We start from the raw sequence: 25,773 nt of genomic DNA, 5'->3' as shown, positions 1-25,773 counted from the left end.
CCCATTTATCCTTTATATAATTAAAATCCTATTATTGTAGCAAAAATCATGCGTTTAAGGGAATTAAAAACTCCCTTTAGCTTGTCAATCTTTAAGATTAGCCCCATGATAGAGCAAGTAATAACTAAGGGCTTTCAAAGATTCTAATTGCTGGTAAAATTTAGAAGCTTCTATTTTGTCGTTTTGTTTCTTGTCGTTTTGTTTATCCTCTGGCTCTTTAGGGTTTTCATTCAAATACCTTAACCCTGAACTTGGGTTATAAAAGTAATCTTTAGTAGCGATCGCTTCATAGCCTAGCGCGTAATTGGGGTGGCTTGGGGGGTTTGTTGTGTTGTTAGAAAATAAAGGCTTCCCAAAACTCACAAATTGAAAACCTTCAGGGGCGACTAATTCAATAATCGTAGGGGCGATGTCTAAATGCGAGCCGACTTGACTGATTTTTTTAGGCTTTAAAGTGGGGGCATATAAAATAAGCGGCACGGATTTAATGATATACAAATCGTTTTTAGCGTATTCATAGCTCCTGTCAAAGTGATCCCCTGTGATGATAAAAAGCGAGTTAGGGAATTTTTGGCTGGCTTTTTTGATGAAATCAACCACCACTTTGTCATACCAGTAAATATGCCCTAAAGAATTAGCGTCCGGTAGATTTTCTGATTTGGGGGTTTTTTCCACAAATTGTTGGATTTTTTCTAAAGGCACGCCAAAGGCTTTGAGATTCACGTTTTTGATCGCGTGGTTGCTTAAAGTCATGACCATGCTGAAAGTTTTTTCATGGGGGTTGGTGTTTTCTAAAATGTAGTCAAATAAAATATTATCATGCACTCCCCAGTTGCTCTCTATGGGTTTGGGGTAGGGCTTGTTTTTAACAAATTCTAAGAGATGGTTATTGAAATAAAGGGCGTGAAAACCTTGTTTTTTGGTGAAACTGGTGAGTTTATTCCAAATCCCGCTGCCTCCATAATAAAAGTTGTTTCTATACCCTAGAGTCTTCATGATATTGCCAATCGCCATAGGAAAGCTAGGGAGGATCACCCCTGAATTGACTAAATTATTATCATTAATATAGGGTAAGCCTGTGATTTGGACATCCAGGCTTTTAACGGTCCGTGGGGCACCTTCAATAAAAGCAGAAAGCATGTGAGCATGTTCTTTTTTAACCAAATCTTGTAAGGCACTCGTTAGCTCTATGGAATCAAATTTTTTATCAAAATGCCATGAACTCAAGGACTCTGAAACGATATAGAAAACATGTTGAATGGTTTGAAGAGAATTGTTGTGGCTTGTTTGAGAAAGCAATTCATAGAGATTGTTTGAAGGGTTTTCTTTGAGATGGAAATAATTTTTCGCCACTTCTAAAGGCGATCCTTTAGCAAAATCGCTGAATTTAAGGTTATGGCTTTGTCTGTAATTGCGCACCAAAAGATAAAGGTTACGAAACGCCCCGGGGGTGATTTTCATTAAAAAAGGATCTTTGGCTGGCTCTATGCTGAGATCTAAAGACGCACCCACAAAACTCAATTGCGCGTTAATGTAAAACATTTGCGTGAGCGAAAAAAGCGCAAATAAAATGAAAGTTTTAAGGGGTTTGGTGGTTTGATAAACATTTGTGGGCTTAAAAAGGGCGTTTTGGAGTTTGAAATAGATAAAAGAAATTAAAACGCTAAGGATCACAAAGAGTGAAAAACTAGAAAAAATAGGGTATTCCCCACTCATTTTTAAAATCGTGAGCGTGTCTTCATGCAAAAATTCCAATAAATTTTCATCAAACACATTCCCATAAATGCCATAATAAACGATGTTCGCAATATTTAAAAACAGGATAATAACGATAGAAAAACACGCCACAATATTAAGCATTTTTACTTGGTGTTTAGGGGCCAATAACCCTAATAACCCGATGAGGATAAAAAGAATCGCTAAGCTTGAAACCACACGATTGTCGTATCTGGCTCCATTGAATAGGGTTTTGATGATTTCATCAAAAATAGGGTTTTTTAAGGCATGCTTATAATAGCCAGTATAAAGGATAAAGCCGATACGATTGAACACAAACAACAAGCTCATAAAAAAGGTGAAATAAAAACCTTTTAAAAAGAGCGAAAATAGGGCATGAGATAGGGATTTCATAAGCGTTACTATAACCTTTTTTTAACAAGAGATAAAGTCTTAAAAAAGACAAAAAGAAATAAGGGGAAATCCAATAAAGAATCCAAGATTTGAAAATGAGAACGCATCAAAAGCGAACTGGATAACGCTACTAAAGCGATCACGCCCAATAAGGGGCTGCTCAAAAACAAACTGCTGCAAAAAAGCGCGCTAAAAATCAGAGAAGCCATGAAATGATGATAGATTGAAAAAGGCAAAAACCCTAAAATATCTGTCAAAAGCAACAGATTGAAAAACAGCATGACGCTATAAGATTGCAAGGTTTCTAAAGGGGGTTTTTTGAGCATATGACAAGAAAAGCTTGCATACGCAAGGATCAAAAGACAGCTAAAAGGGCTTAAGGGGGCTGTAAAACTGCTTAAAAATGCATTGAGCGATAGAGAGCCTTTAAAAGCGATATTGCTTAAAATCACGCTTATTAAAGAGAGCGAAAACCTCAAACTTAATGCCTTATTTTTAAAAAAAAAGAAAATTAAAAAAACCCATACAAAACTCAGCGTGTAAGAAGAAGGTATAAGCATCATTAATCACTTGAGAAGGGATTTTAAATAAGCCATATTGAAACGGATGTGTCTGATGTGAGAGCGGTTGTAGGTATAGACAATATCTATAAAATGCGAGTTAAGACTATAGCTTGGGTAACTCACTTCATCCGCTTTATCTAAAATTTTTAAGGTTTTAAACGAGTTGGAGTTTTCTAATTTAGAAAGCCAAAGTTCTTTACGACGCAGTGATAAATCGCTAGGGTTGTGGATTAAATACAATATTCCATTTAAATTGAGTAAATTCAAAGAATCATCTAAGTTTTTAAGATTTGTAGAAATGGGTTTTTGCCAAGCGGTGGGGGTCTTGCATGTTTCTAGCATGAGGCTATCTTTAAAAGAATGGTTTCTAAACGCCATGACAGCGCAGTCTTTAAAGGGGGTTAGGCTTGGTTGGAGCTGGTGGTTTAGGGTATTAGGCCTTAAAAGCTCTCTTGGGTTATTTTGTTGGTCAAATTTCAACAACAGGGGGTATTGGGTGGCTAATTCGTGATAGAGTGGTAGCATAAACCCGCCATCAGTGGTGTTTAAAGGCTTATTTTTTATCAAATGGCTTAAGTTTAAAAAAGGGCTTAAAGAGAGTTTTCGCGCAAATTTAAAATGAATCGGCTCTAAAGCACTTTCAAGTTGATAGATTTTAGAAGTGGCCCACCCGCCCATGCTCACCCCTACCACAAACAACAAGATTTTATTATCATGCAAAAAAAGCAAGGGGTTACCCAATTTTTTGATGTATTCATGCGAATGATGAGAAAGCTCTTCTTTAGTTAAAAGAATGAAGGCTTCGCTCCAGCGATTAGTCTTGCTGTCAAAAAGATTTGCGCTGATTTTCACATCCCTTGCCCCTTCTTTAGTGCCACTGAAATAAGCGTTCAAAAGATTATCATTAGGCAAGCTGATTAAAGAGCTCGCATGCACGCTTAAAGCGTCATTTGGTTTAGGGATAATAAGTTGCGTGAAATAAGGGGGGTTTTCAGTAACAAGGGCTTGATTATGCGTGAAAGCATAGGGGGGGGTTTGGCGCTTCATTATAATTAAAAACAAAACGATAAAAAGCCCCACGAAAAAGGCGGTGTTTTTTAGGCGATTTCTTGAAGGTTCCAAGATAGCGTTTCGCCCCCTCTTAAGATAGCGATTTTTTCATTCAAACAAAGCGTGTGTGTAGGGACTATAAAGGGTTTTTTAGACAGATGTGCTTTTTTATTAGGCAAATTGTCTAACGCGTAGATTTTTTTAGCGTTATCGCTGATAAAGGCTTGCAAATTTTCTAAAGCGTTGTGTTTTTCAAAAAGTTCGCACAACGCAGGCAACAAAATAGGAGCAGAAAAGATGCCTGCCGGGATGTTAGCGCTATGCTTTTTAGAGACAAAATGCGGGGCGCTATCAGAGCCAAAAGAGATTTTAGGGTGGGCTTTTAAAGCAAGGGATAAAAGCCTTTCTTGGTCTTTTTTGGTTTTGATTAAGGGTTTGCAAAAACAATGCGGGTCCAAACTCCCCCCTAATAAGTCATCTAAAGTCATGCTGATATGGTGTAAAGTTAAAGTCGCATAGAGGTTGTCATGCTTTTCAATTAAAGCGATACTGCGCCAATCGCTCAAATGCTCTATAATGATTTTGAGCTTAGGGAATGAAAGGGCGAAAGTTTCTAAAACGCTATGGCATAAAAATTCTTTATCCAAACAAAACCCAGCTTGTTCTGCATGGATGCATAAAATAAAGCCTAATTTTTGGGCGTTTTCTAAAACCTCCAAAGTCTTTTCACCCAACAAATCTGAAGTGCCGTTTTGCGCGTTTGTGGTCATGCCTTTGGGGTAGAGTTTTAAAAATTTAATGCCTTTGTTTTTAGCTCGTTGCAATTCTTCCAAAGTCAAACCATCGTTAAAATACAAACTCATTAAAGGCTTGAAGTTTGAAGAATTTTTTAAAATTTCTTCTTCATATTCTAGGGTGATTGGAGTGTCAATCAAAGGCTTACTGAGATTAGGCATGATCACTGCGGCGCTAAAAGGCTCGCTAGAATATTTCAACACCGCTTTTAAAAGCGCGTTTTCTCGCACATGCAAGTGGGCGTCTATGGGGTCAAAAAGCGTGATTTCCATTTTTTAATTGCCTCCTAAGTAATAACGCACTCTAATACGAATGAGGGTTTTAGTTTTGGGGCGTGGGTAATCCTTATAAGCGATCTGAATGGTCTTTAAAGTGTTGTCATCAAGCATTTTGTATTCAGAGCCAATAATGATTTTAAGATCGGTAATATCGCCGTTAGGGTGCAAGTAAAACTCTACCGCATTCGTCCCGTCTTGCCCTAAATAAGCCGCTACTTGAGGGTATTCTAAATACTTTTGCGTGATGCGCCCAATATCCCTTAAATTATTCCTGATGAAATCTTTTTCGGCTGTGCCTAAATCCCCAAATTCTTCGCCATACAATTCATCAATATCCCTTCTGGTTTGGTTGTCTAAGCCTTTATTATTTTCTTTTCTGGGTGGCGCAACTTCTTTAGGCAAGAAAGAAAGCTGGTTAGGGTCAAATTCTTTTTTGACAGGTTTTTTCTCTTCTATTTTTTTCTGCTCTACTTTTTGTTCTACTACTTTTTTCTCTTCTTTTTTCTCCTCTACTACTTTTTTCTCTTCCACTTTTTCCACTTTTTTAAGAGCCTTATGTTTGTGGTTGGGCTTTTTGGGTTCTGGTTTGGGCTTTGGTTTAGGCTCAGGCTTTGGCTTTTCTATGGGTTTTGGTGGGGTTGGCGGAGTTGGGGGTGTGGGAGGCGTTGGAGGTTTTTGGGGGCCAGCCAGCGTGGGTTTAGGAGCGCCTGGGGTGTTTTTACTGGGATCTTGTGAATGGCCTCTTTTTAAAACCAATAAATTTTCAGGATTTAATTTAACAAGCTTGGGTTTTGAAGGAAAAAAATCTTCTCTGTGTTCAAATAAAAAATAAATCAACCAATGCAACAATACAGACAGAATGAGAGAAAAGAAAAAATTCCTATTAGAATGATCCACGGGGTCAAAATTTTTCCCTAACTTAGCAGGTTGTAGTTTAGAATTTTCCGGCATATAAATTTCCTAATTTTGAATTCTTTATATTATTTTCAGCTTCTTTAATCAGTTCTTCCTTAGATGTTTTTGGGCTTATTTTGTCTAAAAGCAGGCCGTATTTATCGCTTAGTAAGACCAAGTAACGCTCCTTATTGGTTTCTATTGAAATGATTTTATGGTTCGCACCAACACGACCCAAAACATTAACTTCTAACTTAAAATCTTTTGCAGAAAAAGACCTTTGTGTGGGAACAATTTTTTTTTTGATTATATACAATATTAAGAGTAAGGCAGCAATAACCGCTAGCGCCTTATAAGCATGGCTTAAATCCAGTGGGGGTTTTAACTCTAGAGCGTTTGAGGGGTTTTTGGCTTGCTCTTTTTCATCTTGGCTTGCGAGATTGGCATGCTGAGATTTTTCTTTCAAGCTAGGCGGTGGGGCTAAATGAAAACCTTTAGGCAAAAAAAGAAAGCGGAGCTGTTTTTTATCCTTGCTGTTTGAAGCTTGGATTTCTAATTCCACTTTAGCTTTTTTAGACAAGAGGTAGATGTCATTTTGGTAGGAAAACATTTCTAAGGCATTTAAAGAGGCTTCTTTAAAGTCCATGGTTTTTTTAGAATCCAATTGAGCGTTTTTTAAAACGATCACCTTTTGCCCTTCAACTTCCATGATTTTAGGCGTTTTGTTAAAAGGCGTTTCAAAAGTGAGCGTGGTTTGCACGGCTTTTATAGGTGGTGTTGCTGGAGTGTTTGAATTGGGTTGGACTTCTTTTAATGCATTTTGCCAATGTGCTAGTTTAATGGGAGCGTCATCGTTTAAAAGTATTTTTTCTTCAGCCAGTAACATCAAAGTAGCACTCAATAACAAGAATAACAATCTCATGAATTTTTAGCGAGATAATACACAATAGCGTTAGAATCTAGGATTTCATTCAAACGAATGGCTAAATTCCTTTCAAAAACCATCACCTCACCCTTACCAATAACCCGCCCGTTCACAAAAGTATCCACGCTTTCTCCGGCGGGTTTTTGCAAATCAATCACAGAGCCTTTTTCAAAACGCAAAATTTGCAATAAAGGGATTTGCGTAGAGCCAAGTTCTGCGCTAAAAACAATCTCCATGTCTAAAAGATTTTTATAATCGCAAATGAGTTCTTCTAAATAAGTGGAAAGCTCTAGTTCTCTTTCTTTACTCGCTTTCTCTTTTTCTTTTTCAGCTATTTTTAACTTATTAGATTCTGTTTCTAGCATAAAACTCTACTCTTTCAAGAATGATTTGACTTTGATTATAAAATCTTAATTTTACTATAAATTTTATAACAAATAAAGCCACTACGCCTTAAAGCTAGCTTTAGAAACGCAAAATTCTTTTAAAAAACACGCGCCGCATAAGGGGTTTTTAGCCTTGCAGGTGTAGCGGCCAAACAAGATTAAGGCATGGTGGAGTTTGGACAGGTTGTCTTTAAAAAGATCGCTGAGTTCTTCTTCGGTCTTAATGGGCGTGTTAGCGTTGCTTAATCCTAAGCGGTGCGTCGTGCGGAACACATGGGTATCTACCGCTAGATAATTTGCGTCAAAGCACACTGAAAGCACCACATTAGCAGTTTTTTGCCCTACGCCATCTAAGCTCATCAATTCTTTTTGCGTAGAGGGGATAACGCCCTTAAAATCCCTAACCACTTTTTGCGCCATACTGATTAAATGCTTGCTTTTATTGTTAAAATAAGAAACGGATTTGATGATCTCTTTAACTTCTTCTAAGGAAGCGAGCACTAAATCATTCACGCTTGGGTATTTTTCAAATAACTTGGGCGTTATTTGATTCACTCTAGCGTCTGTGCATTGGGCGCTTAAAATGGTAGCCACTAACAATTCATAGGGGTTTTTATGGTGCAATTCGGTGGTTTGGTTGGGGTAATGTTTTAAAAGCAGCTCTTTGATTTGTTGGGCTTTTTGGTAAGTTTTAGCGCGTTTTAAGGTCATTTTCACACGCTTTCTTTGATGACAAGGTATTGCGCTTCATGGGATCTTAAAGCCACTTGAATGCGGTTGATTTTAACCGAAAGCGTGGCTTTTTTCATGGAATAATGCAAAAGAATGCATTGAACCCCTTCATGGATACCAAAAGAGAGGAAGCGTTTTTTAAGGGCTTCATCGCAGTTAGCGATTTCTACAATTTCATAAGTTTTGTCTTTAATGGCTTCATTGAGCGTCATTTTAATTTCCTTTTTGATTCAATGTTTTTTTTGACTTCATCTACGATGATGTCAATAGGCGTGAAAATACGGCGCAAGATTTTAAAAGGCACTTGGATAATATCTGACGCTAAAGTTACTTTGGTTTTAGGGTTATCCAGCGTGCCTTTGACATTCACATTAGTGGTGATTTTACCTCCTTTTCCTAAAACGAGATAGCCAACAATAGGGATTTTATTTAAGACATTACTCAAAGCCTTGATAGTGGAAACTTCTAAATTCAAATCTAATTTGTTTTTGTCCAATTCAATGATCCCATTGCCAGCAATGTCAAGCGTTTTGCCGACAAGATCAATTTTTTCTAACCCTAAATATTCTTTAGTGATCCCAAAAACAACGGAGCCGGTTTTGATCTGATAGCCATTAGCCCCTAAATGAGGGTTCCTAAAGACAATGAGAGAGGGAATGGTGTTGATGAGATTGACCATGTTTTGCATGAGGGCGAAATTCTTTAAGCTTGTGTTTTGGAATTTCAATTCGCCGTTGAAAACCTGATCTTCAAGAGCCCCAATAAGCGTGAATAAGCCCCCTTCTACGAAATCTTTTTGGAGGATGGTGTTGATATAATCCCCGCTAAAATTATGGGCCTTAAGATACAAAGCCCCATGCACTAAATCTGCCATGATCATGGCGTTTTTATAATTGCCATCAATTTTCACTCTGTCGTCTTGAGCGACAATATCAAGATTTTCTAAAGGAAAAGGCATTTTTTTATAGATTAACACGACATCTTTAGCATGGATGCGTGTAGAGATAGGGATAATTTTGTGGGCTTTTTCATAGCGTTGTTTGGCGCTAATGAAAACATCTTCATCTTGGATTTCTTTAGAGCTAGGCTTTTCTTTTCGTTCTTTTGAGAATAATCCCGCAATCGCTGGCATCTTGCTATCTAAAAAATCATCAATACTCAAATCAATGTTATTAAGGGTAATATCCTTTTGATCCCCCTTAACTTTTATAGATATGCTTTTGCTTGGAGTATAGACAGAAATTTCATCTTTATTGATAGAGCCAAATAAAGAGAGGGAATTAAATTGCTTGCCGTTGCTATGATAGATGGGTAAAGTGATTTTCAAATCTTTAGCAAAAAAATCAATATTGATAAAATCGCTCGTAGAAACTTCTAAAGAGCCATCTTCTAAGGCGAAATATTTCATAATAGGGGAATAGGGCTTGATTTTTTTCAAATCTTTGACTCTAAAAACATAGGCGTTATCTTTAAATTCGCCCTCTAATAAAAGTTGTGGCACGCTCCATTGCATGTGGTTGGGGTTAGAAAAATCAAAATTCAAAGAAAGGTTTTTAAGAGTGTCTCCTGTAGCGTAGAAAACATCTTTAGTGAATTTGTCTTCGCTCTGGGCTTTAATGGTGTCTATGATTTTTCTTCTAAACACCTCTGAGTTTTCACCCTCTTGAATAACAGAATGCAAGCTTTTTAAATCTAAAGAAAATTTAGTAGGCTGTGGGTTATCTTGGTCGTTATTCAAGCCATAAGAACGCATGTTGATGTTATTATTAGTGTTGAATCGTATTTTATGGACTAAAGAATCTAAAGAAAGGGTTTTTTTATTCAAATCTAAAGCGATTTTAGCGTCTAAATCCAGCATGTTTTCATAGCGGGTGTGGGTAGTTTCTATGTAAATGTATTGGTATTCTTGGGTAATATCTAAGCTTATATTAGCGTTTTGTGTATAAAGGGGGATATTATAGAGCGAGAGAGTGCCTTCTTGCAAATTAACGCTGCCTTGAACGCTAAATAAGGGGGCGGTGTTTTTTAGAAATTGTAAGGTGAGTTTCAAATCCGCGCTAGATGGCATGCTGATTTTATCCAAAGGTAAAACGACTTTATAAGCGCTCAATAAATCCTTAATGCTATCGCCATAATAATTAGGGGTCGTTTTTAAAAAAATCTCCAACTTGGGGGCTTCTAACAAATTGGAAAAAGTGGCGTAAGAGCCGGTTAATTCCATGGTTTCATAAGTGATTTTTTGGGGCTGTATGAGAAGCTGTTTGTTTTTGAAGATCAATTCGGTTTTATCCATTTTAATGGGCGATAAGCCATCATTGAAAACGACTGAAGGTTTAATCAAAGTGGCTTTAACTACAGAATTTTCTAAAAGCGATGGGATAAACTCGCTAGGAGTGAAATTGGCTTTAATTAAAGCGTTATCAATCTTAAAGCTAGCAAATTGGATCTTGTCAAAAATCCATGTTTTTAAATTTTTTTGCGATTGGCGTTGGAAAAGAGGCTTTAAAAACGCTAGGCTTTTCATTACAGAAGTGTTAATTTTTAATTCTATGGTTTTTAAATCGGTTAGCCCTTGCAAATAAATTGCAGCACTGGGTTCAATTAAAGGCTTGACAATCAAATTAAACGCCATTTTCCTGGCTTTAGGTGAATAGTGGGCGTTGCCATCCACTTGGACTTTAATATCTTTAAAAAGCAAATTGATGATCTTAAGCTTGATATTTTTATCATCTTCTAGGGAAAATTCCCCTTTGACTCCCGGGAATTCTAACTCGTATTTATTCCCATCAAAAAAGATATTGGCTTTATTTTTATCGTCTAAAATGATTTCTTTGACTTTAAGTTTTTCAAAATAAGACACCGCCCAAATGCCATAACGGATATTTTTAATCAGATCAGAAACTTCTAAACGCTTTTTAGTGGGTTTTTGATGGAAGAAAGAAGAGAGATCAACCCGCTCAACTTCTAAAGAAAGCTTGTTATTGAGTTTTAAGTATAATTCAGAAATGCTAAGTTTTCCAATTTTTAAATTTTGTATGTGAATGCCGTTTGAAAGGGTTTTGTGAATGACAACTAAAAGAGTGAATACTGCCACAAACAAAATAATGACATTAAACACTTTCTTAGATACATGTTTTCTTTTATTCATCAGTATTCTTTTTTATTTAAGTATACCAATTTATCCTAACAAAGTGGTGGTTGTCCCGCAAGGTTCGCTCAAAAAAGTGTTTTTTTCTTTGAAAGAGCAAGGCGTGGATATTAACGCTTTGGATTTGCTTTTGTTGCGCCTAATGGGCATGCCTAAAAAAGGCTATATTGACATGGGCGATGGGGCTTTAAGGAAGGGGGATTTTTTAGTCCGTTTGATTAAAGCGAAAGCGGCGCAAAAAAGCGTTACTTTAATCCCTGGAGAAACCCGCTATTTTTTCACGCAAATTTTGAGCGAGACTTACCAACTAGAAACAAGCGAACTCAATCAGGCTTATGAAAGCATCGCTCCACGATTGAATGGCTCTGTGATAGAAGATGGGGTGATATGGCCAGACACTTATCATTTGCCTTTAGGGGAGGACGCTTTTAAAATCATGCAAACTTTGATTGGTCAATCCATGAAAAAACACGAAGCTTTAAGCAAACAATGGCTTGGATACTACCATAAAGAAGAGTGGTTTGAAAAAATCATTCTCGCTTCTATTGTGCAAAAAGAAGCCGCTAATGTTGAAGAAATGCCCTTGATTGCGAGCGTGATTTTTAACCGCTTGAAAAAAGGCATGCCTTTACAAATGGATGGGGCTTTGAATTATCAGGAATTTTCACACGCTAAAGTAACCAAAGAACGCATTAAAACCGATAACACCCCCTATAACACCTATAAATTTAAGGGCTTGCCTAAAAATCCTGTAGGGAGCGTGAGCTTAGAAGCGATTAAAGCCGTGGTTTTCCCTAAAAAAACGGATTTCTTGTATTTTGTGAAAATGCCGGATAAAAAACATGCTTTCAGCGCGACTTATAAGGAGCATTTAAAAAATATCAATCTTTCTAATAATCATTTTTAAAATTAGGGTTAATGGGGCGTTTTTTCTTTTAAATTGAGTAAAAAGTGTTTAGTATTTTCTCATTTCAATTTTAAGTTCCTACTATTAAAGCATTTTAGATTTTATTAAAAAAGGCTTGCTACAATTTTAGGCAAATTTTGATTGCTAGGGCTTTAGAATACAGCTTTTAGCACAAAGGAGAATGAATGGCTAAAATGAGCGCTCCAGATGGGGTTGCCGTTTGGGTGAATGAAGATAGGTGTAAGGGTTGTGATATTTGCGTATCGGTATGCCCTGCTGGGGTTCTTGGCATGGGGATTGAAAAAGAAAGGGTGCTTGGAAAAGTGGCCAAAGTAGCCTACCCAGAGAGCTGTATCGGTTGCGTGCAATGCGAGTTGCACTGCCCGGATTTTGCGATTTATGTGGCTGACAGGAAGGATTTCAAATTCGCTAAAGTTTCTAAAGAAGCCCAAGAAAGAAGCGAAAAGGTTAAGGCCAATAAATACATGCTCTTAGAAGAGACTATTTTAGAAGGGAGAGGCAAGTAATGCGTGAGATTATTTCTGATGGGAATGAATTAGTCGCTAAAGCGGCGATTGAAGTGGGGTGTCGGTTTTTTGGGGGCTATCCTATCACGCCAAGTTCGGATATTATGCATGCGATGAGCGTGGCTTTACCCAAATGCGGCGGACATTTTATCCAAATGGAAGATGAAATCAGCGGGATTAGCGTGTCTTTAGGGGCGAGCATGAGCGGGACGAAGTCTATGACAGCGAGCTCTGGACCTGGTATTTCATTGAAAGTGGAGCAAATCGGTTATTCTTTCATGGCAGAAATCCCTTTAGTGATCGCTGATGTGATGCGTTCAGGCCCATCAACCGGAATGCCCACTCGTGTGGCTCAAGGCGATGTGAATTTTTTAAGACACCCCATACATGGGGATTTTAAAGCCGTCGCGCTCGCTCCTGCTAGTTTGGAAGAAGCTTACACAGAGACCGTTCGCGCGTTCAATTTGGCTGAAATGCTCATGACTCCTGTATTCTTGCTCATGGATGAAACCGTGGGGCATATGTATGGCAAGGTGCAAATCCCGGATTTAGAAGAAGTGCAAAAGATGACTATTAATCGTAAGGAATTTGTGGGCGATAAAAAAGACTACAAGCCTTATGGGGTCGCGCAAGATGAGCCGGCCGTTTTAAACCCTTTCTTCAAAGGCTATCGCTACCATGTTTCAGGCTTGCACCATGGGCCTATTGGCTTTCCTACTGAAGACGCTAAAATCGGGGGGGATTTGATTGACAGATTATTCAATAAGATTGAATCCAAGCAAGACATTATCAATGAAAATGAGGAAATGGATTTAGAGGGCGCTGAAATTATTATCATCGCTTATGGTTCGGTTTCTCTAGCGGTTAAAGAAGCCTTGAAAGATTACAACAAAGAGAGCAAGCAAAAAGTCGGCTTTTTCAGGCCTAAAACCTTATGGCCAAGCCCGGCTAAACGCTTGAAAGAAATAGGGGACAAATACGAAAAAATCCTTGTGATTGAATTGAATAAGGGGCAGTATTTAGAAGAAATTGAAAGGGCTATGCAAAGAAAGGTGCATTTCTTTGGGCAAGCCAATGGGCGCACGATTTCGCCTAAACAAATCATCGCAAAGTTGAAGGAGCTTTAAAATGGCGTTTAATTATGATGAATATTTGCGTGTGGATAAAATACCCACTTTGTGGTGTTGGGGCTGTGGCGATGGCGTGATTTTGAAATCCATTATCCGCACGATTGACGCTTTAGGTTGGAAAATGGATGATGTGTGCTTGGTGAGCGGGATTGGTTGCAGCGGGCGCATGAGTTCGTATGTGAATTGCAACACCGTTCATACCACGCATGGTAGGGCTGTAGCGTATGCGACAGGGATTAAAATGGCTAACCCCAGTAAGCATGTGATCGTGGTTTCTGGCGATGGCGATGGCTTTGCGATTGGAGGCAATCACACCATGCACGCATGCAGAAGAAACATTGATTTGAATTTTATTTTAGTGAATAATTTCATTTATGGTTTGACTAACTCCCAAACTTCGCCCACCACGCCTAATGGCATGTGGACGGTTACGGCTCAATGGGGGAATATTGATAACCAATTTGACCCATGCGCTTTAACCACCGCTGCAGGAGCGAGCTTTGTGGCTAGAGAGAGCGTCTTAGACCCTCAAAAATTAGAAAAAGTGCTTAAAGAAGGTTTCACGCATAAGGGTTTTAGCTTCTTTGATGTCCATAGCAATTGCCATATCAATTTAGGGCGTAAGAATAAAATGGGCGAAGCGTCTCAAATGCTAAAATGGATGGAAAGCCGATTGGTGAGCAAACGCCAATTTGAAGCCATGAGCCCTGAAGAAAGGGTGGATAAATTCCCTACAGGCGTTTTAAAGCATGACACGGACAGGAAAGAATATTGTGAAGCGTATCAAGAAATCATTGAAAAAGCACAAGGAAAACAATAATGGAAGCGCAATTACGATTTACGGGCGTTGGAGGGCAAGGCGTGCTGTTAGCGGGAGAAATTTTAGCTGAAGCGAAAATTGTGAGTGGGGGCTATGGCACTAAGACTTCCACTTACACTTCGCAAGTGCGTGGAGGGCCCACTAAAGTGGATATTTTGCTAGACAAAGATGAAATTATTTTTCCTTATGCTAAAGAGGGCGAGATTGATTTCATGCTTTCAGTCGCTCAAATCAGCTACAACCAGTTTAAAAGCGATATTAAACAAGGCGGTATCGTTGTCATTGATCCCAATCTGGTAACGCCCACTAAAGAAGATGAGGAAAAATACCAGCTTTATAAAATCCCTATCATTAGTATCGCTAAAGATGAAGTGGGTAACATTATCACGCAATCTGTGGTAGCGTTAGCGATTACTGTGGAGCTTACTAAATGCGTAGAAGAAAATATCGTGCTAGACACCATGCTTAAAAAAGTCCCCGCAAAAGTCGCTGAAACGAACAAAAAAGCCTTTGAAATTGGCAAAAAACATGCTTTAGAAGCTTTGAAAGTTAGGGGTTAGTGCCTTAAATTCTCGTTTTAAATTTTTTCTTTTGATAAATTTTTGAGAACTTGATTGTGATGGGTTCAAGATAACTCAAGCTCTAAAAAGGGGCTTTAGGTTGCGTTTTTACCACTTTCAGATTAAGACGCTCGCAAACACCAAAGGCAAAAACACCAATGATTTTTGAAAAACAAGACTACCAGCAAGAGTGTATTAATAACATTATCACGCTTTTAGATGGCTTTGATTTTAAGCGCCACGATGCCTTAAATCTAAAAGATTGTTTAAATCAATTTCATGCTGCATGCGAAATTCCTGTCAAAAATTTAAGCGGCAAGCTCAATGTTGATGTTTTAATGGAAACAGGCACGGGCAAAACTTTCACTTACTTGAATTTGATCTTTGCACTCCATAAGACTTATGGGCAAAATAAATTCATCATCTTTGTCCCACGAAAAGCCATTTTGGAGTCGGTTAAGCAAAATATCCGCCTTACGAAAGATTATTTTTATTTAGAATTCAAACGCCACCTGAAAACCTACACTTATGAAGGGGTTAAATCACCAAGCAACATTATCAATCATTACATTAAAAACCAAGATGAACTGAGTGTTTTGCTTCTCACTAACAGCGCGATTGACAAGGGTGAAAAAAACATACTTAATAAAAACAGCGAAACCCTTTTCAACACCAAAAGCATTTTTGAAAATATCGCTGATTTAAAGCCTATTTCCATCATAGACGAGCCGCATTTGCTTAAAGGTGAAGCGTTTGGTAAGTATTTTAGTAAAATAGGCACGCTTTATTTTCGCTTTGGGGCGACTTTTGCCAAAGAAAAAGAACATGCTTTAAGCAATGCCGCCTTTTGTTTGGATTCAATCAGCGCGTTTAGAAATTACCTTGTCAAACAAATCCGCATCCATTCTGTCAAGCAAGATGCGCAAAGCCCGTTTTTGCTCAATGCGAATTCAAAAAGCGCAAAAATTGCCTTTTACAAAGCGGGCATTCTTAAACAAATTACGCTTTCAAAAGGAGAGGATTTAGGCAAAATTAACGCTTCTTTTAACGGCGTTAGCTTGGTTAAAACTACCAAAGACAAGGTTTATTTGAGCGATGGCACTACGCTTGAAAAGGCTTCTTATAAACTCACGCAAGATGAAATCAGCACTCTTTTAGAAAAAGCCATTGACTTGCATTTTGAAAAAGAGGCGTTTTTATTTGACCAAAACATTAAAGCGTTAAGCCTGTTTTTTATCCCAAAAATTGAGGATTTTAGGCAAATTGATAACAAAGGCACGCCCTTTATTAAAACCGAATTTGAAAGGCTTTACAAACTCAAACGCGCTTCAATTCTAACAAGGGAAAATTTATCGCCAAGCTATAGAGAATATTTGAAAAGAGATTTTGATGAGAGCGGTAACTTACGCGTCCATCAAGGCTATTTTAGTGGCGATAGCATAGCGTTCAATAAAGGCAAAAAAGAAAGCAGCAAAGAAAACATTGAAGCCAACGACATTAAAATGATTTTGAGCGAAAAAGAAAAACTGCTTTCATTTCAAACGCCTTTGCGTTTTATTTTTAGCGTGTGGGCTTTGCAAGAGGGTTGGGATAATCCAAATATTTTTACCCTTGTTAAACTGGCAAACTCCACTAGCGAAACAAGCCGCCATCAGCAAGTGGGGCGCGGGTTAAGAATCGCGCTTAATCAAGAGGGCAAGCGCATTACGCATGGATTTTTAAAGGCAAACGACGACGCTTTTTATAAAATAAACCACCTTGACATGCTAGTGAGTGGCGAAGAAGTGGGCTTTATGGAGGGTTTGCAAAAAGAGATTGAAGCGAGTAGCTTTATTGGTAATGGCAGCGCGCTAGACAGAGAGGATTTAGCCAAGTTAGGGCTTAATGAAAGAAAGATCAATAAATTTTGCGATGCGTTAGAACAATTAAACACCGTAGAATTTGACGAAACAAACAACGCTTACAAAATCATTTCCCCTATTTGTGAGGCGATGCAAAACAATGAAGAAATGATAAAAAGCTTTTTAAGCAATGAAGAATACCACGCCGTTTTAAGCGCCTTTAAAATGGCTGAAAATCCAACCAACAAGCGCGATCAAATTATAAACGCTAACCAACCTCTAGAAAAAGTCAAAATCCGCCAAAATTTAGCTAAAGAATTTAAAGAGTTATGGCAAACCATCAACGCGCAAAGCCATATAAGCTACCAAAATATCCAAAAAACCAAGCTGATAGAATCTATCGCCAAAGCGTTTAATGAAAGCCATGTGAGCGCTGAGGTGATCAAATTTGAAAGCAAAAGGTATGACCCAAAAACCAACAAGATCATCACAGAAGAGTCATCAAGCGTTTTAAAAGCCAAAAACTACGCTAACACCTTACAAAAAGAAATAAACGCGCTTTTGCTTGACTTTGCCAAAGACGAATCGTTACCCTTAAAATTCACGCTTGAACTCTACAACGCTTTAAATAAAGAGCATTTCACAAACTCACCCAAAAAAGCCTTTAAATTGCTTAAAGGCATCATTAAAGACGAGTTGCATGCGAATTTGCTTTCTTGCGTGAGTTATGAATTTTGCCAAAACGCCTTTTTTAACACCGCTTTTGATAAAACCGATCCGCTTTATTTTGAAGATGGCTCGCCCAAAACTGAGATTGAAAAACACAAATTAGGAAAATACAAAAGCGTGCAAACTCCAAGCCAAAACTATCTTTATGATACGATCATTTATGATTCTAAAATTGAAGAAGAAGTGAGCAAAGAATCGGTGCAAAAAGTGGAAGATAGAAGTATAGAAGTTTTTGCCAAGCTCCCTAGATTTAAAATCCCAACGCCTTATAAAAACTATGAGCCCGATTTTGCTTATTTGCTTAAAGACAACAAGGGTGCAAAAATCTTTTTTGTTTGCGAAACCAAAGGTTATGAAAAAGAAAGCGGCATCCCGCAAGATGAAAGGCGTAAAATTGAATACGCTAAGATCTTTTTTGAAACGCTATCTGAAAATTTAAAAAACGCGAAAAAAGAAATACGAGTCGTTTTTGCCACACGCATCAACAAACAAGATTTATTAAACACGCTTAAAAACGCATTAAAGGAAACGCAATGACAGATAAAAATCAAGCCAAAAAAATGGGTATCAATATCATCCAAAGCCAGCAAGAAAAGAATCCCCTTTTTGACATGCTTTTAAAGGACTTCCCGCAGACGATAAAAGACAATCAAGTAAGCTTGAGCGCTATCAAAATGCTTTTAGGCTTCAATGAAAGCATGCGTGATGTAAGCGGCTATGAGCTCACTTGGACGGGCAAAGGGCTTGCTAACGCCCTTTATTCTGAACCTTGCCAAAAACAACTCAAATTACAAGAAAGCTTTACGCCCCAAACTTTAGCGAGCAAACACCCCAACAACGCTATTACCATAGGCGACAATCTTGATGCGCTCAAACTTTTAAAATCCGCTTACAGCGAAAAAATAAAGATGATTTACATTGATCCGCCCTACAACACTAAAAGCGATGATTTTATTTATCCGGATAATTTCAGGCAAGATTATCAAAAGATTTTAAGAGAAGTGGGCTTAATGGAAATAGATGAAAACGGGGAGGAAATAGAAAGCGAAAGCTTGAAATTTTTTAAAAACATTCAAGGGAGTAAAACGCATAGCGGGTGGCTCTCTTTCATGCTGCCTCGCTTAAAGTTAGCGCGCGATTTGCTTAAAGAGGACGGCGTGATTTTCATTTCTATTGACGATAACGAAGCCGCCCAACTCAAACTTTTATGCGATGAAATTTTTGGGGAGGAGAATTTTGTGGCTGATTTCATTAGAAAAACTAAAAGCACGACTAATGACGCTAAAACGGGCGTCAATTACCAGCATGAGTTTTTGCTCTGTTATGCGAAAAATAAAGAATTTGTCAATCTCTTGGGAGGAGAAAAGAATTTAGAAAATTACAAAAACCCCGATAACGATCCTAATGGAGCATGGATTAGTGCTGACCCTAGTGCAAAAAGTGGGAATATGAAAACAGGGTATTTTGGAGTTACTAACCCTTACACAAACAAAGTGGATTATCCGCCTGTGGGTATGTTTTGGCGTTTTTCACAAAATACAATACAAAAACACATTGATGAGGGGCGGATTTGCTTTAAAAAAGAGCATAAGGATAATGAAAGGGGCTTTATTTACAAACGCTATTTAAAGGATTTAAAAACCACGCAAAAGATTTTTGATAGTTTGATATTTAGCGATAATTGTTACATGAACCAAACCGCAACGAAAGAGCTTTTAAGTTTGGGAATGGGAGAATATTTTACTTATCCAAAAGGCGTAGAATTTATGAAAAAAATCATTCTGCATTCAACTACGCCAAACTCAAACGACATCATTTTAGACTTTTTTGCCGGGAGCGGGACAACCGCGCAAGCGGTGATGGAATTAAACGCAGAAGATAAAGGCAATAGGGAATTTATTTTAGTTCAAATTGATGAAGAGATAAAAGAAGATAAAAGCAAGAGTGCTTATGATTTTTGTAAGAATGTTTTAAAAAGCACAAAGCCTATCATTAGCGATATTACCACAGAAAGGGTTAAAAGAGCCGCTCAAAAAATCATCCAATTATCAAAAGAGAGCGGTTTGAATTGTGGCTTTAAAGTTTATACTTTACAAGACAAAGCGCAAATCGCAAACGACAAAGAGGGAATAACGCTTTTCAACCATTCTATTTTAACGCCCTTTGACAAAGCCCTAAATTTAGCCTTACAATGCGGCAAAACGCTCAACCAACCGCTAGAGATCATCATCAAAGACAAACTCTACCAATGCGAAGACGCTTACTTTTGTATCGTGTGTGATGAAGAAGTGCAAGAATATTTAGCCAAAAGTAAAAACGAAATGATATTTTTAGACGGCTATGAAGAGATAGATTTACAAGCCTTCCTCAATCTCAACGCCGGCTTTAAAGAGCGTTTAAGCGTGGTGTATTGATTGGAAAAAAAAGGGGTTAAAAACCGCTTGAGTTGTTTCGCTTCTAATTTTTTTATTTACCCAATAGTTTGTTTTTTAGTTTGTTTTTGAGTATAATCCTACCCTACGAGAATTTTATTTTAAGGAATGGCATGGAGTTTTTAGGACTGCTTTTAAGTCTAGCCGCTGTTTTAATGGCGTTTAAAAAGCCTGAAAAAGAAAATTGGGCGTTTGGGATTTTGATTGTGGTGTGGTTGGTGGAGCTTATTATTTTTATAGCCCACAGCTCTAGCGTTTTGCCTAATATGAATTTATAGGAGGATACATGAATAAAGAAACCCGATTTTATAATCTTTTTTCTTTGGCGATTTTAGGGATTTTAATCTTTCCTGTGGGTTTGGCGAATTTTTATTTTGGCTATGTTTTGCAAGATTCGCCTTGTATTTTTTGCTGGGCGCTACGCATCAAAATGATTTTAATAGGGGCTGTGGCACTTTTGGTGGTGCGTTTTGGGTTTAAGCCTAAATACATCGCCTTGCTATTACTCATGGCTGGTAGTGGGTTATATGAGGGCTTTTATTATACTGGTAGCCATGCATTAGAAGATGTAGGGCAAGGCTTTGCACTCCCTATTTTGGGATTGCACACGCAGTTTTGGGCGCTTTTTGTCTTTTTTAGCGTGGTGGTGCTTTTAGCGGTTTTACTCTTTTTTGCCCCTAATACCCAACTTTTTAAAGATTATCCATTAAACACGCTCCAAAAAAGCGCTTTTTATGTTTTCTTTATTGTGGTGGGGTCTAACGCCGTGCAAGCGTTTTTCTCTACCGGGCCTTTCCCTTACATAGGGCAAAGCAGTCCGGTGCGTTTTTCTTGGAATTTGAAAGAATCTGTTTGGTCTATGGAAAATTGGAATGATTTTAAATCCCCATTCCCAAGAAGCGTTTTGGGCAGAAGAGATGTGGGTGAGCCTTTGAAATTGAGCGCTTTGCCTAAAGATAATGATTATGAGCATTCGCCTCTAGAAATCGCTAAAATTTTGAAGATTGGGAAAAAAGAAGAGCTTTTTTTAAAATTGAATGGAGCGATCACGGATTTGAATTTCAATGAAGACAAGGCGATCCTTACAACAGAAAACCAAGGGCTTTATCTTGTAAGTAACGATTTGAAAACCATTCATAGCCATATGGTGTTGGATAGCTATTATAGCGCGACGGTGGGGGCTTTCGTGGGGGCGGATTTTAACGAAGATGAAAACATTGTGATCATGGGCAATAATAAAACAAGCGTAGAAATCACTCCTAACAAAAACGCCAACGCGCTTAAAAACTTCCCTTATTTTTTAGAAGGGGCCAACTCTTTTGACGAAGTGGAACGCAGCCGCTTAAAAACTTCTAGGGCGAAAAACTACTATATTAGCGCTGCAAGAAGAGGGGCTAAATTCACTTATTTGATCACCGCTCCTAACAAGCGTTATAAGGATTTGATGATTATCTCCATGCTCAATAGCGACAAACAGGTGCATGGGGAGTTTTTACTTGAACTAGGTAATGCCAAACTTAAAGAAAAAAGGGAACTGGGCGAGCTAGTCATTAGCGCGCTGGCTTTAAAAGATAACAAGCTTTATGCGTTCAGTAAGGAATTTAACACGCTTTTAGTCATAGACCCTATAAAAGAAGAGATTCTTGAAGTTTATGGCTTGCCTAAAGAGATTAAAAATATCAGCGCTTGTGGGTTTAGGGATAATGAGCTTATCCTTGTGAGCTATGAGAATGATAAAAATATTCTCTATACTCTTAATTTTTAAACTCTTTTAAAGCTACTTTTTTCTAATATATTAGTGCATTAGAAGATGGTCGCTATTTTAGAATAGAGGAAAGTCCGGGCTACATTAGACAAAATTCCATCTAACGGATGGCTAGCGCAAGCTAAGGGAAAGTGCCACAGAAAGCAAACCGCCTTTTTAAGGTAAGGGTGAAAGGGTGGGGTAAGAGCCCACCAGAGCTAAAGCAATTTAGCTTGTTTGGGTAAACCCAATTTGTAGCAAGAAGCGCATGGTAAGTCTAAATTGATACGCGCTTCGCTTGAGGAATATTGCAAAATATTTCCCAGATAAATGGCCATCCATTGACAGAACCCGGCTTATTCTAATGCTCAACTGCGTGTTGGTTTTTTAATAAAGTTTCAATCATTTTATTTTTTTTTATTTTTTACCTAATTATTGTTTAAAATCTTAAAGATTTATGTTACACTCTGTGAAATCAAAATCAAAGGGGATAGCGTGTTAGAAAAATCTTTTTTAAAAAGCAAGCAATTGGTTTTATGCGGGTTGGGTGTTTTAATGTTGCAAGCTTGCACTTGCCCAAACACTTCACAAAGGAATTCTTTCTTACAAGATGTGCCTTATTGGATGTTACAAAATCGCAGTGAGTATATCACGCAAGGGGTGGATAGCTCGCACATTGTGGATGGTAAGAAAACTGAAGAGATAGAAAAAATCGCTACCAAAAGAGCGACAATAAGAGTGGCGCAAAATATTGTGCACAAACTCAAAGAGGCTTACCTTTCCAAATCTAACCGCATCAAGCAAAAGATCACTAATGAAATGTTTATCCAAATGACACAGCCTATTTATGATAGCTTGATGAATGTGGATCGTTTAGGGATTTATATCAATCCTAACAATGAGGAAGTGTTTGCGTTGGTGCGCGCGCGTGGTTTTGATAAGGACGCTTTGAGCGAAGGATTGCATAAAATGGGCTTAGACGATCAAGCGGTGAGTATCCTTGTGGCTAAAGTGGAAGAAATCTTTAAAGATTCTGTCAATTACGGAGATGTTAAAGTCCCTATAGCCATGTAGGATTAGAACAACAAGCGTTCTTCGCTATCGTCTGTTCTTTTGGGGGTGGGGGTGATGGAATTGGGAGTTGAGTAGTAGGGGATTTTATCCACGATTTCTTTACGCAAGCCTTTGGGGACATCAAACTTCCTTTTTAAAGAGGGTTCAATCGCTAAAATATTACGCATGAAATACGAATACACAGGCGCACTCACAATACCTCCTGTCGCTCCTTTGCTAATAGGCGTGTTATCGTCTCTCCCAAACCAGATCACGCTTTGTAAGGTAGGGGTAAAGCCAATGAACCAAGCGTCAATATTGTTGTTAGAAGTCCCGGTTTTACCGGCAATTTCTAAACCTTTAATGCGAGCTAGACTCCCTGTGCCGTTTTCTACCGCATCCATCAGCACTGAAAGGGTTAAAAAGGCTTGTTCTTTAGAAGTGATCTTTTTGGTTTCCATGGGCGTGAAAGTTTTGACTTCGTTTTGTTGGTTGGTGATGCTTTCAATGAGCATGGGTTTGAGCATGGTGCCGTAATTAGAAAATAGAGAATACTTTTCAGTCGCATCAATGGGTGAGATAGCAAAGCTCCCTAACACAATAGACAAATCTTTAGGGAGATTTTTAAACCCCATGTCGCTTAAAGATTGATAAATTTTTTCAAAGCCAAGCTGATCGCTTAAATTGATCGTGGCTAGATTTAACGAATGGCTCAAGGCTTCTTGCAAGGTTACAAGCCCTAAAAATTTGCGAGTATAATTGCTAGGGTGCCATGCGTGGTTTTGCGTGCTGTTTTTACTATAATTGCCATTTTCAAAATTTCGCGCGGTATCAGGGATTTTAGAAGTCGTGGAATAGCCATTATCAAAGGCGATTTGATACACAAAGGGCTTGATCGCGCTCCCAAATTGCCGTTTGGCTTGCGTGGCGCGATTGAAAGCGCTTTTTTTATAATCAATCCCCCCCACTAAGGCTAAAATCTTACCGGTACTCGTTTCTGTAACTATCATGCTAGCGTTCAAGTTGTCTTCATCTTCATCATTAGAGGCGTTAGTTTTTGGCTTCTCTTTAGCGATTTTTTCTAAGATTTTTTGATGCCCAAAACGCAAGGACTCTAACGCTAAGCGTTGGTAATCCAAATCTATCGTGAGCTTTATGGTATAGCCTTGGGTTTTTAGCCCGTCTAATTGATCCAATTGCTTCAACACTTCATCTACGACATAGGGGGCGATGTTTTGCGTGGAGGTTTGGTTATAAACAATTGGCACTTCATTGAGAGCGCCTTTGAGCTCGTTAGAAGAAATCCAACCTAAAGAATACAACCGTCTTAAAATATCATTAGCCCTAGAGAGTGAAAATTCTAAATTTTTGGTAGGGTCATAAAAACTTGGGGCTCTGGGTAAGGCGACTAACATGGTGATTTCTTTAAGCGTGAGTTTGTCAAGGGGTTTTTTAAAATACCCTAAACTTGCGGTTTTCACGCCATAATACCCATGCCCAAAAAAAGTTTGGTTCAAATAGCGCTCTAAAATTTCTTCTTTGCTTAAGACTTTTTCAATGCGTAAAGAAATGATAGCTTCTTTGAGTTTTCTGGTTAGGGTTTTTTCTCGTGTGAGCACCATGTTTTTAACGAGTTGTTGGGTTAGGGTGCTACCCCCTTCAGTGTAACGACCGCTTTTAGCGTTTTTAATCATAGCGCGCATGATAGCGTCTAAATTGATCCCCCCATGTTCAAAAAAGAGGGTGTCTTCTACCGCTAAAAGGCTTTCAATAAATCGTGGGGGGATTTCTTCAAAACGCGCATAAAAACGGAATTCCTTATCATAAATATTAGCGATCAAACGCCCTTTTCGGTCTAAAATCTGTGAAGCGACGCCCGGGCGATAATCTTTAATTTTAGCAATATCCTTATCCGTAGTTACCCAAACTTGAGCGATAAGAATGGCTAATAACCCCATGACAATCAAAAATAAAACGATAAAACCATAAAAAATCTTTTTTAGCATTTAATCACTCTTAAAAGAAGATTGTATTTTAGAATAATTTAAAAGGGTGTTTGCAAGCTCTTTAGTGTCTTCTAAGCTGTTTTTGAGAGACAAAGAGACGCGCAAAAGGGGTTTAGAAACCGTAGGAGGGCGGATAGCTCCCACTAAAAACCCCTTTTCTTTCAAAAAATGATGAGCGTTTAAAAGAGCGGGATTGTTTTCAAATTCTAGAGTAAAAAATCCTGCGAGCGTTCTAATACCTAAGGTTTCAAAAATAATCTGTTGGTGTTTGCTAAGCTCATTTTTTAATTCTTGTTTTTGCGCGATAAAGTATTCTAAATGGGCTAAAGTTAAAGCGGTGTCTAACAGGCTTAAAGCGGTGGTGTAAATCACGCTTTTAGCGCGATTGGTTAAAAACTCTATGGTTTGTAAGGGGGCTAAAACACACGCCCCATAGCTCGCAAGCGCTTTAGAAAAAGTGCTGAGCTTAATGATTTTGTCTTTTTCTTTGATGCGATAATATTCTAAAAAACCCAATAAATTCTCGCCGATAGTCCCAAAACTATGGGCTTCATCTACGATTAAAAAAGCGTTAGGAATCTCTTGAGTGATTGCATAAAAATCATAAGGAGCGACGCTCGCATCCATAGAATAAACCCCCTCAATGGCGATGAATTTGAGTTTATTTTTAGGAGCGTTAAAGAGTTTTTGTTGTAAATCCTTAGCGTCATTGTGCGAGAAAAAAACCACTTGGTTAGATTTAATTTTGGTGCTAAAAATCCCGCTTGCATGGTAGTGTTCGTCCATGAATAAGAGAGCGTTTTTGACTAAAAGGGTGTCTATTAAAGCCAGATTGCCCAAAAAACCACTCCCCACTAAAAGAACGCTTTCAAACCCCAACAAATCCGCTAATCGTTCTTCCAATTCTGCATGCAAAGGGTGGTAGCCATTCACTAGCATGGAAGCCTTGGGGGAATGAGAAACAAAGGATTGGAGCTTATCAAAGGCGTTTTCAAGCAAATCTTTTTTAACGCTCAAACCCAAATAATCGTTAGAAGCGTAATCCTTTAATGAAGGGTCAAACAACTCTCTTTTGCGGTAGCGTTTGGCATGGCGTAGGGCTTCTAAAGATTTAGAAAACATC

22 protein-coding genes and 1 other RNA gene are annotated in these 25,773 nt (G+C 38.3%); 11 read left to right on the top strand and 12 right to left on the bottom strand.

Translation table 11 applies throughout. The annotated features are described in order from the left end of the window. Positions 1-84: 84 nt before the first annotated feature. The 10 genes from G6069_RS02070 to G6069_RS02025 form a co-directional block, all read right to left on the bottom strand. On the bottom strand, positions 85-2,130 hold the full coding sequence (locus G6069_RS02070; protein WP_197293225.1) for an LTA synthase family protein: 2,046 nt from the start codon (positions 2,128-2,130) through the stop codon (positions 85-87). Between the two features lie 8 nt (positions 2,131-2,138). Next, positions 2,139-2,690: a 3-deoxy-d-manno-octulosonic acid hydrolase subunit 1 gene (locus G6069_RS02065; RefSeq protein WP_197293250.1), complete on the bottom strand. Its 552-nt coding sequence runs from the start codon at positions 2,688-2,690 to the stop codon at positions 2,139-2,141. Between the two features lie 6 nt (positions 2,691-2,696). Continuing rightward, a complete protein-coding gene (locus tag G6069_RS02060; protein WP_197293224.1) occupies positions 2,697-3,815 on the bottom strand; it encodes a 3-deoxy-d-manno-octulosonic acid hydrolase subunit 2 in 1,119 nt (372 codons plus the stop codon). Continuing rightward, positions 3,791-4,810, bottom strand: coding sequence for a dihydroorotase (gene pyrC / locus G6069_RS02055; RefSeq protein WP_197293223.1), 1,020 nt, complete (start codon positions 4,808-4,810; stop codon positions 3,791-3,793). Before pyrC ends, G6069_RS02060 begins: the two co-directional genes overlap by 25 nt. A gap of 3 nt (positions 4,811-4,813) precedes the next feature. Continuing rightward, complete coding sequence (locus G6069_RS02050; protein WP_121004944.1) at positions 4,814-5,767, bottom strand: energy transducer TonB; 954 nt, start codon at positions 5,765-5,767, stop codon at positions 4,814-4,816. Beyond that, positions 5,751-6,632 carry a hypothetical protein gene (locus G6069_RS02045; RefSeq protein WP_197293222.1) on the bottom strand — a complete coding sequence of 294 codons (882 nt, stop codon included), beginning with the start codon at positions 6,630-6,632 and terminating at the stop codon, positions 5,751-5,753. Before G6069_RS02045 ends, G6069_RS02050 begins: the two co-directional genes overlap by 17 nt. After that, positions 6,629-7,000 (bottom strand): flagellar motor switch protein FliN, encoded by a 372-nt coding sequence (gene fliN, locus G6069_RS02040; RefSeq protein WP_000894334.1) that lies wholly within the window; start codon positions 6,998-7,000, stop codon positions 6,629-6,631. Before fliN ends, G6069_RS02045 begins: the two co-directional genes overlap by 4 nt. Before the next feature lie 81 nt (positions 7,001-7,081). Beyond that, the gene (gene nth, locus G6069_RS02035) at positions 7,082-7,732 is read right to left on the bottom strand and encodes an endonuclease III (RefSeq protein WP_197293221.1); all 651 of its coding nucleotides are present in this window, start codon (positions 7,730-7,732) and stop codon (positions 7,082-7,084) included. A gap of 2 nt (positions 7,733-7,734) precedes the next feature. After that, positions 7,735-7,965 (bottom strand): FeoA family protein, encoded by a 231-nt coding sequence (locus G6069_RS02030; protein WP_000174103.1) that lies wholly within the window; start codon positions 7,963-7,965, stop codon positions 7,735-7,737. Continuing rightward, positions 7,962-10,901, bottom strand: a complete 2,940-nt coding sequence (locus tag G6069_RS02025) for a DUF3971 domain-containing protein (RefSeq protein WP_197293220.1) — start codon at positions 10,899-10,901, stop codon at positions 7,962-7,964. Before G6069_RS02025 ends, G6069_RS02030 begins: the two co-directional genes overlap by 4 nt. Between G6069_RS02025 and mltG the strand changes: the two genes are divergently transcribed. The 11 genes from mltG (at position 10,819) to G6069_RS01970 (ending at position 22,665) form a co-directional block, all read left to right on the top strand. Next, entirely contained in the window at positions 10,819-11,808 is a 990-nt protein-coding gene (gene mltG / locus G6069_RS02020; RefSeq protein WP_197293219.1) for an endolytic transglycosylase MltG, read from the top strand. The genes G6069_RS02025 and mltG overlap by 83 nt on opposite strands. 185 nt (positions 11,809-11,993) lie before the next feature. After that, entirely contained in the window at positions 11,994-12,335 is a 342-nt protein-coding gene (locus G6069_RS02015; RefSeq protein WP_001096895.1) for a 4Fe-4S dicluster domain-containing protein, read from the top strand. Next, positions 12,335-13,462 (top strand): 2-oxoglutarate synthase subunit alpha, encoded by a 1,128-nt coding sequence (locus G6069_RS02010; RefSeq protein ID WP_033756399.1) that lies wholly within the window; start codon positions 12,335-12,337, stop codon positions 13,460-13,462. Before G6069_RS02015 ends, G6069_RS02010 begins: the two co-directional genes overlap by 1 nt. Before the next feature lies 1 nt (position 13,463). Next, positions 13,464-14,285, top strand: coding sequence for a 2-oxoglutarate ferredoxin oxidoreductase subunit beta (locus G6069_RS02005; protein ID WP_000885326.1), 822 nt, complete (start codon positions 13,464-13,466; stop codon positions 14,283-14,285). Next, positions 14,285-14,845 (top strand): 2-oxoglutarate:acceptor oxidoreductase subunit OorC, encoded by a 561-nt coding sequence (locus G6069_RS02000; protein ID WP_108316711.1) that lies wholly within the window; start codon positions 14,285-14,287, stop codon positions 14,843-14,845. The genes G6069_RS02005 and G6069_RS02000 overlap by 1 nt, the downstream gene beginning before the upstream one ends. 158 nt (positions 14,846-15,003) lie before the next feature. Beyond that, complete coding sequence (locus tag G6069_RS01995) at positions 15,004-17,952, top strand: restriction endonuclease (protein ID WP_197293218.1); 2,949 nt, start codon at positions 15,004-15,006, stop codon at positions 17,950-17,952. After that, the gene (locus G6069_RS01990) at positions 17,949-19,829 is read left to right on the top strand and encodes a site-specific DNA-methyltransferase (RefSeq protein ID WP_197293217.1); all 1,881 of its coding nucleotides are present in this window, start codon (positions 17,949-17,951) and stop codon (positions 19,827-19,829) included. The genes G6069_RS01995 and G6069_RS01990 overlap by 4 nt, the downstream gene beginning before the upstream one ends. Positions 19,830-19,960: 131 nt before the next feature. Then, positions 19,961-20,125, top strand: a complete 165-nt coding sequence (locus tag G6069_RS01985; RefSeq protein WP_180394404.1) for a hypothetical protein — start codon at positions 19,961-19,963, stop codon at positions 20,123-20,125. A gap of 8 nt (positions 20,126-20,133) precedes the next feature. Beyond that, positions 20,134-21,612, top strand: coding sequence for a disulfide bond formation protein B (locus G6069_RS01980; protein WP_197293216.1), 1,479 nt, complete (start codon positions 20,134-20,136; stop codon positions 21,610-21,612). A gap of 33 nt (positions 21,613-21,645) precedes the next feature. Beyond that, positions 21,646-21,965, top strand: an RNA gene (gene rnpB, locus G6069_RS01975) — RNase P RNA component class A. Positions 21,966-22,146: 181 nt separating this feature from the next. Further along, positions 22,147-22,665, top strand: coding sequence for a tumor necrosis factor alpha-inducing protein (locus tag G6069_RS01970; protein WP_231627813.1), 519 nt, complete (start codon positions 22,147-22,149; stop codon positions 22,663-22,665). 2 nt (positions 22,666-22,667) lie between these two features. Here the strand turns inward: G6069_RS01970 and pbp1a are convergent, their stop codons facing one another. Further along, the gene (pbp1a, locus tag G6069_RS01965; protein ID WP_197293214.1) at positions 22,668-24,650 is read right to left on the bottom strand and encodes a penicillin-binding protein 1A; all 1,983 of its coding nucleotides are present in this window, start codon (positions 24,648-24,650) and stop codon (positions 22,668-22,670) included. Continuing rightward, entirely contained in the window at positions 24,651-25,772 is a 1,122-nt protein-coding gene (locus G6069_RS01960; RefSeq protein ID WP_197293249.1) for an aminotransferase class I/II-fold pyridoxal phosphate-dependent enzyme, read from the bottom strand. It lies immediately after the preceding gene. Position 25,773 lies beyond the last annotated feature (1 nt).

The organism is Helicobacter pylori, assembly GCF_017594925.1.
Lineage (GTDB): Bacteria > Campylobacterota > Campylobacteria > Campylobacterales > Helicobacteraceae > Helicobacter > Helicobacter pylori_DP.
This window is presented reverse-complemented; position numbering and strand designations above follow the sequence as displayed.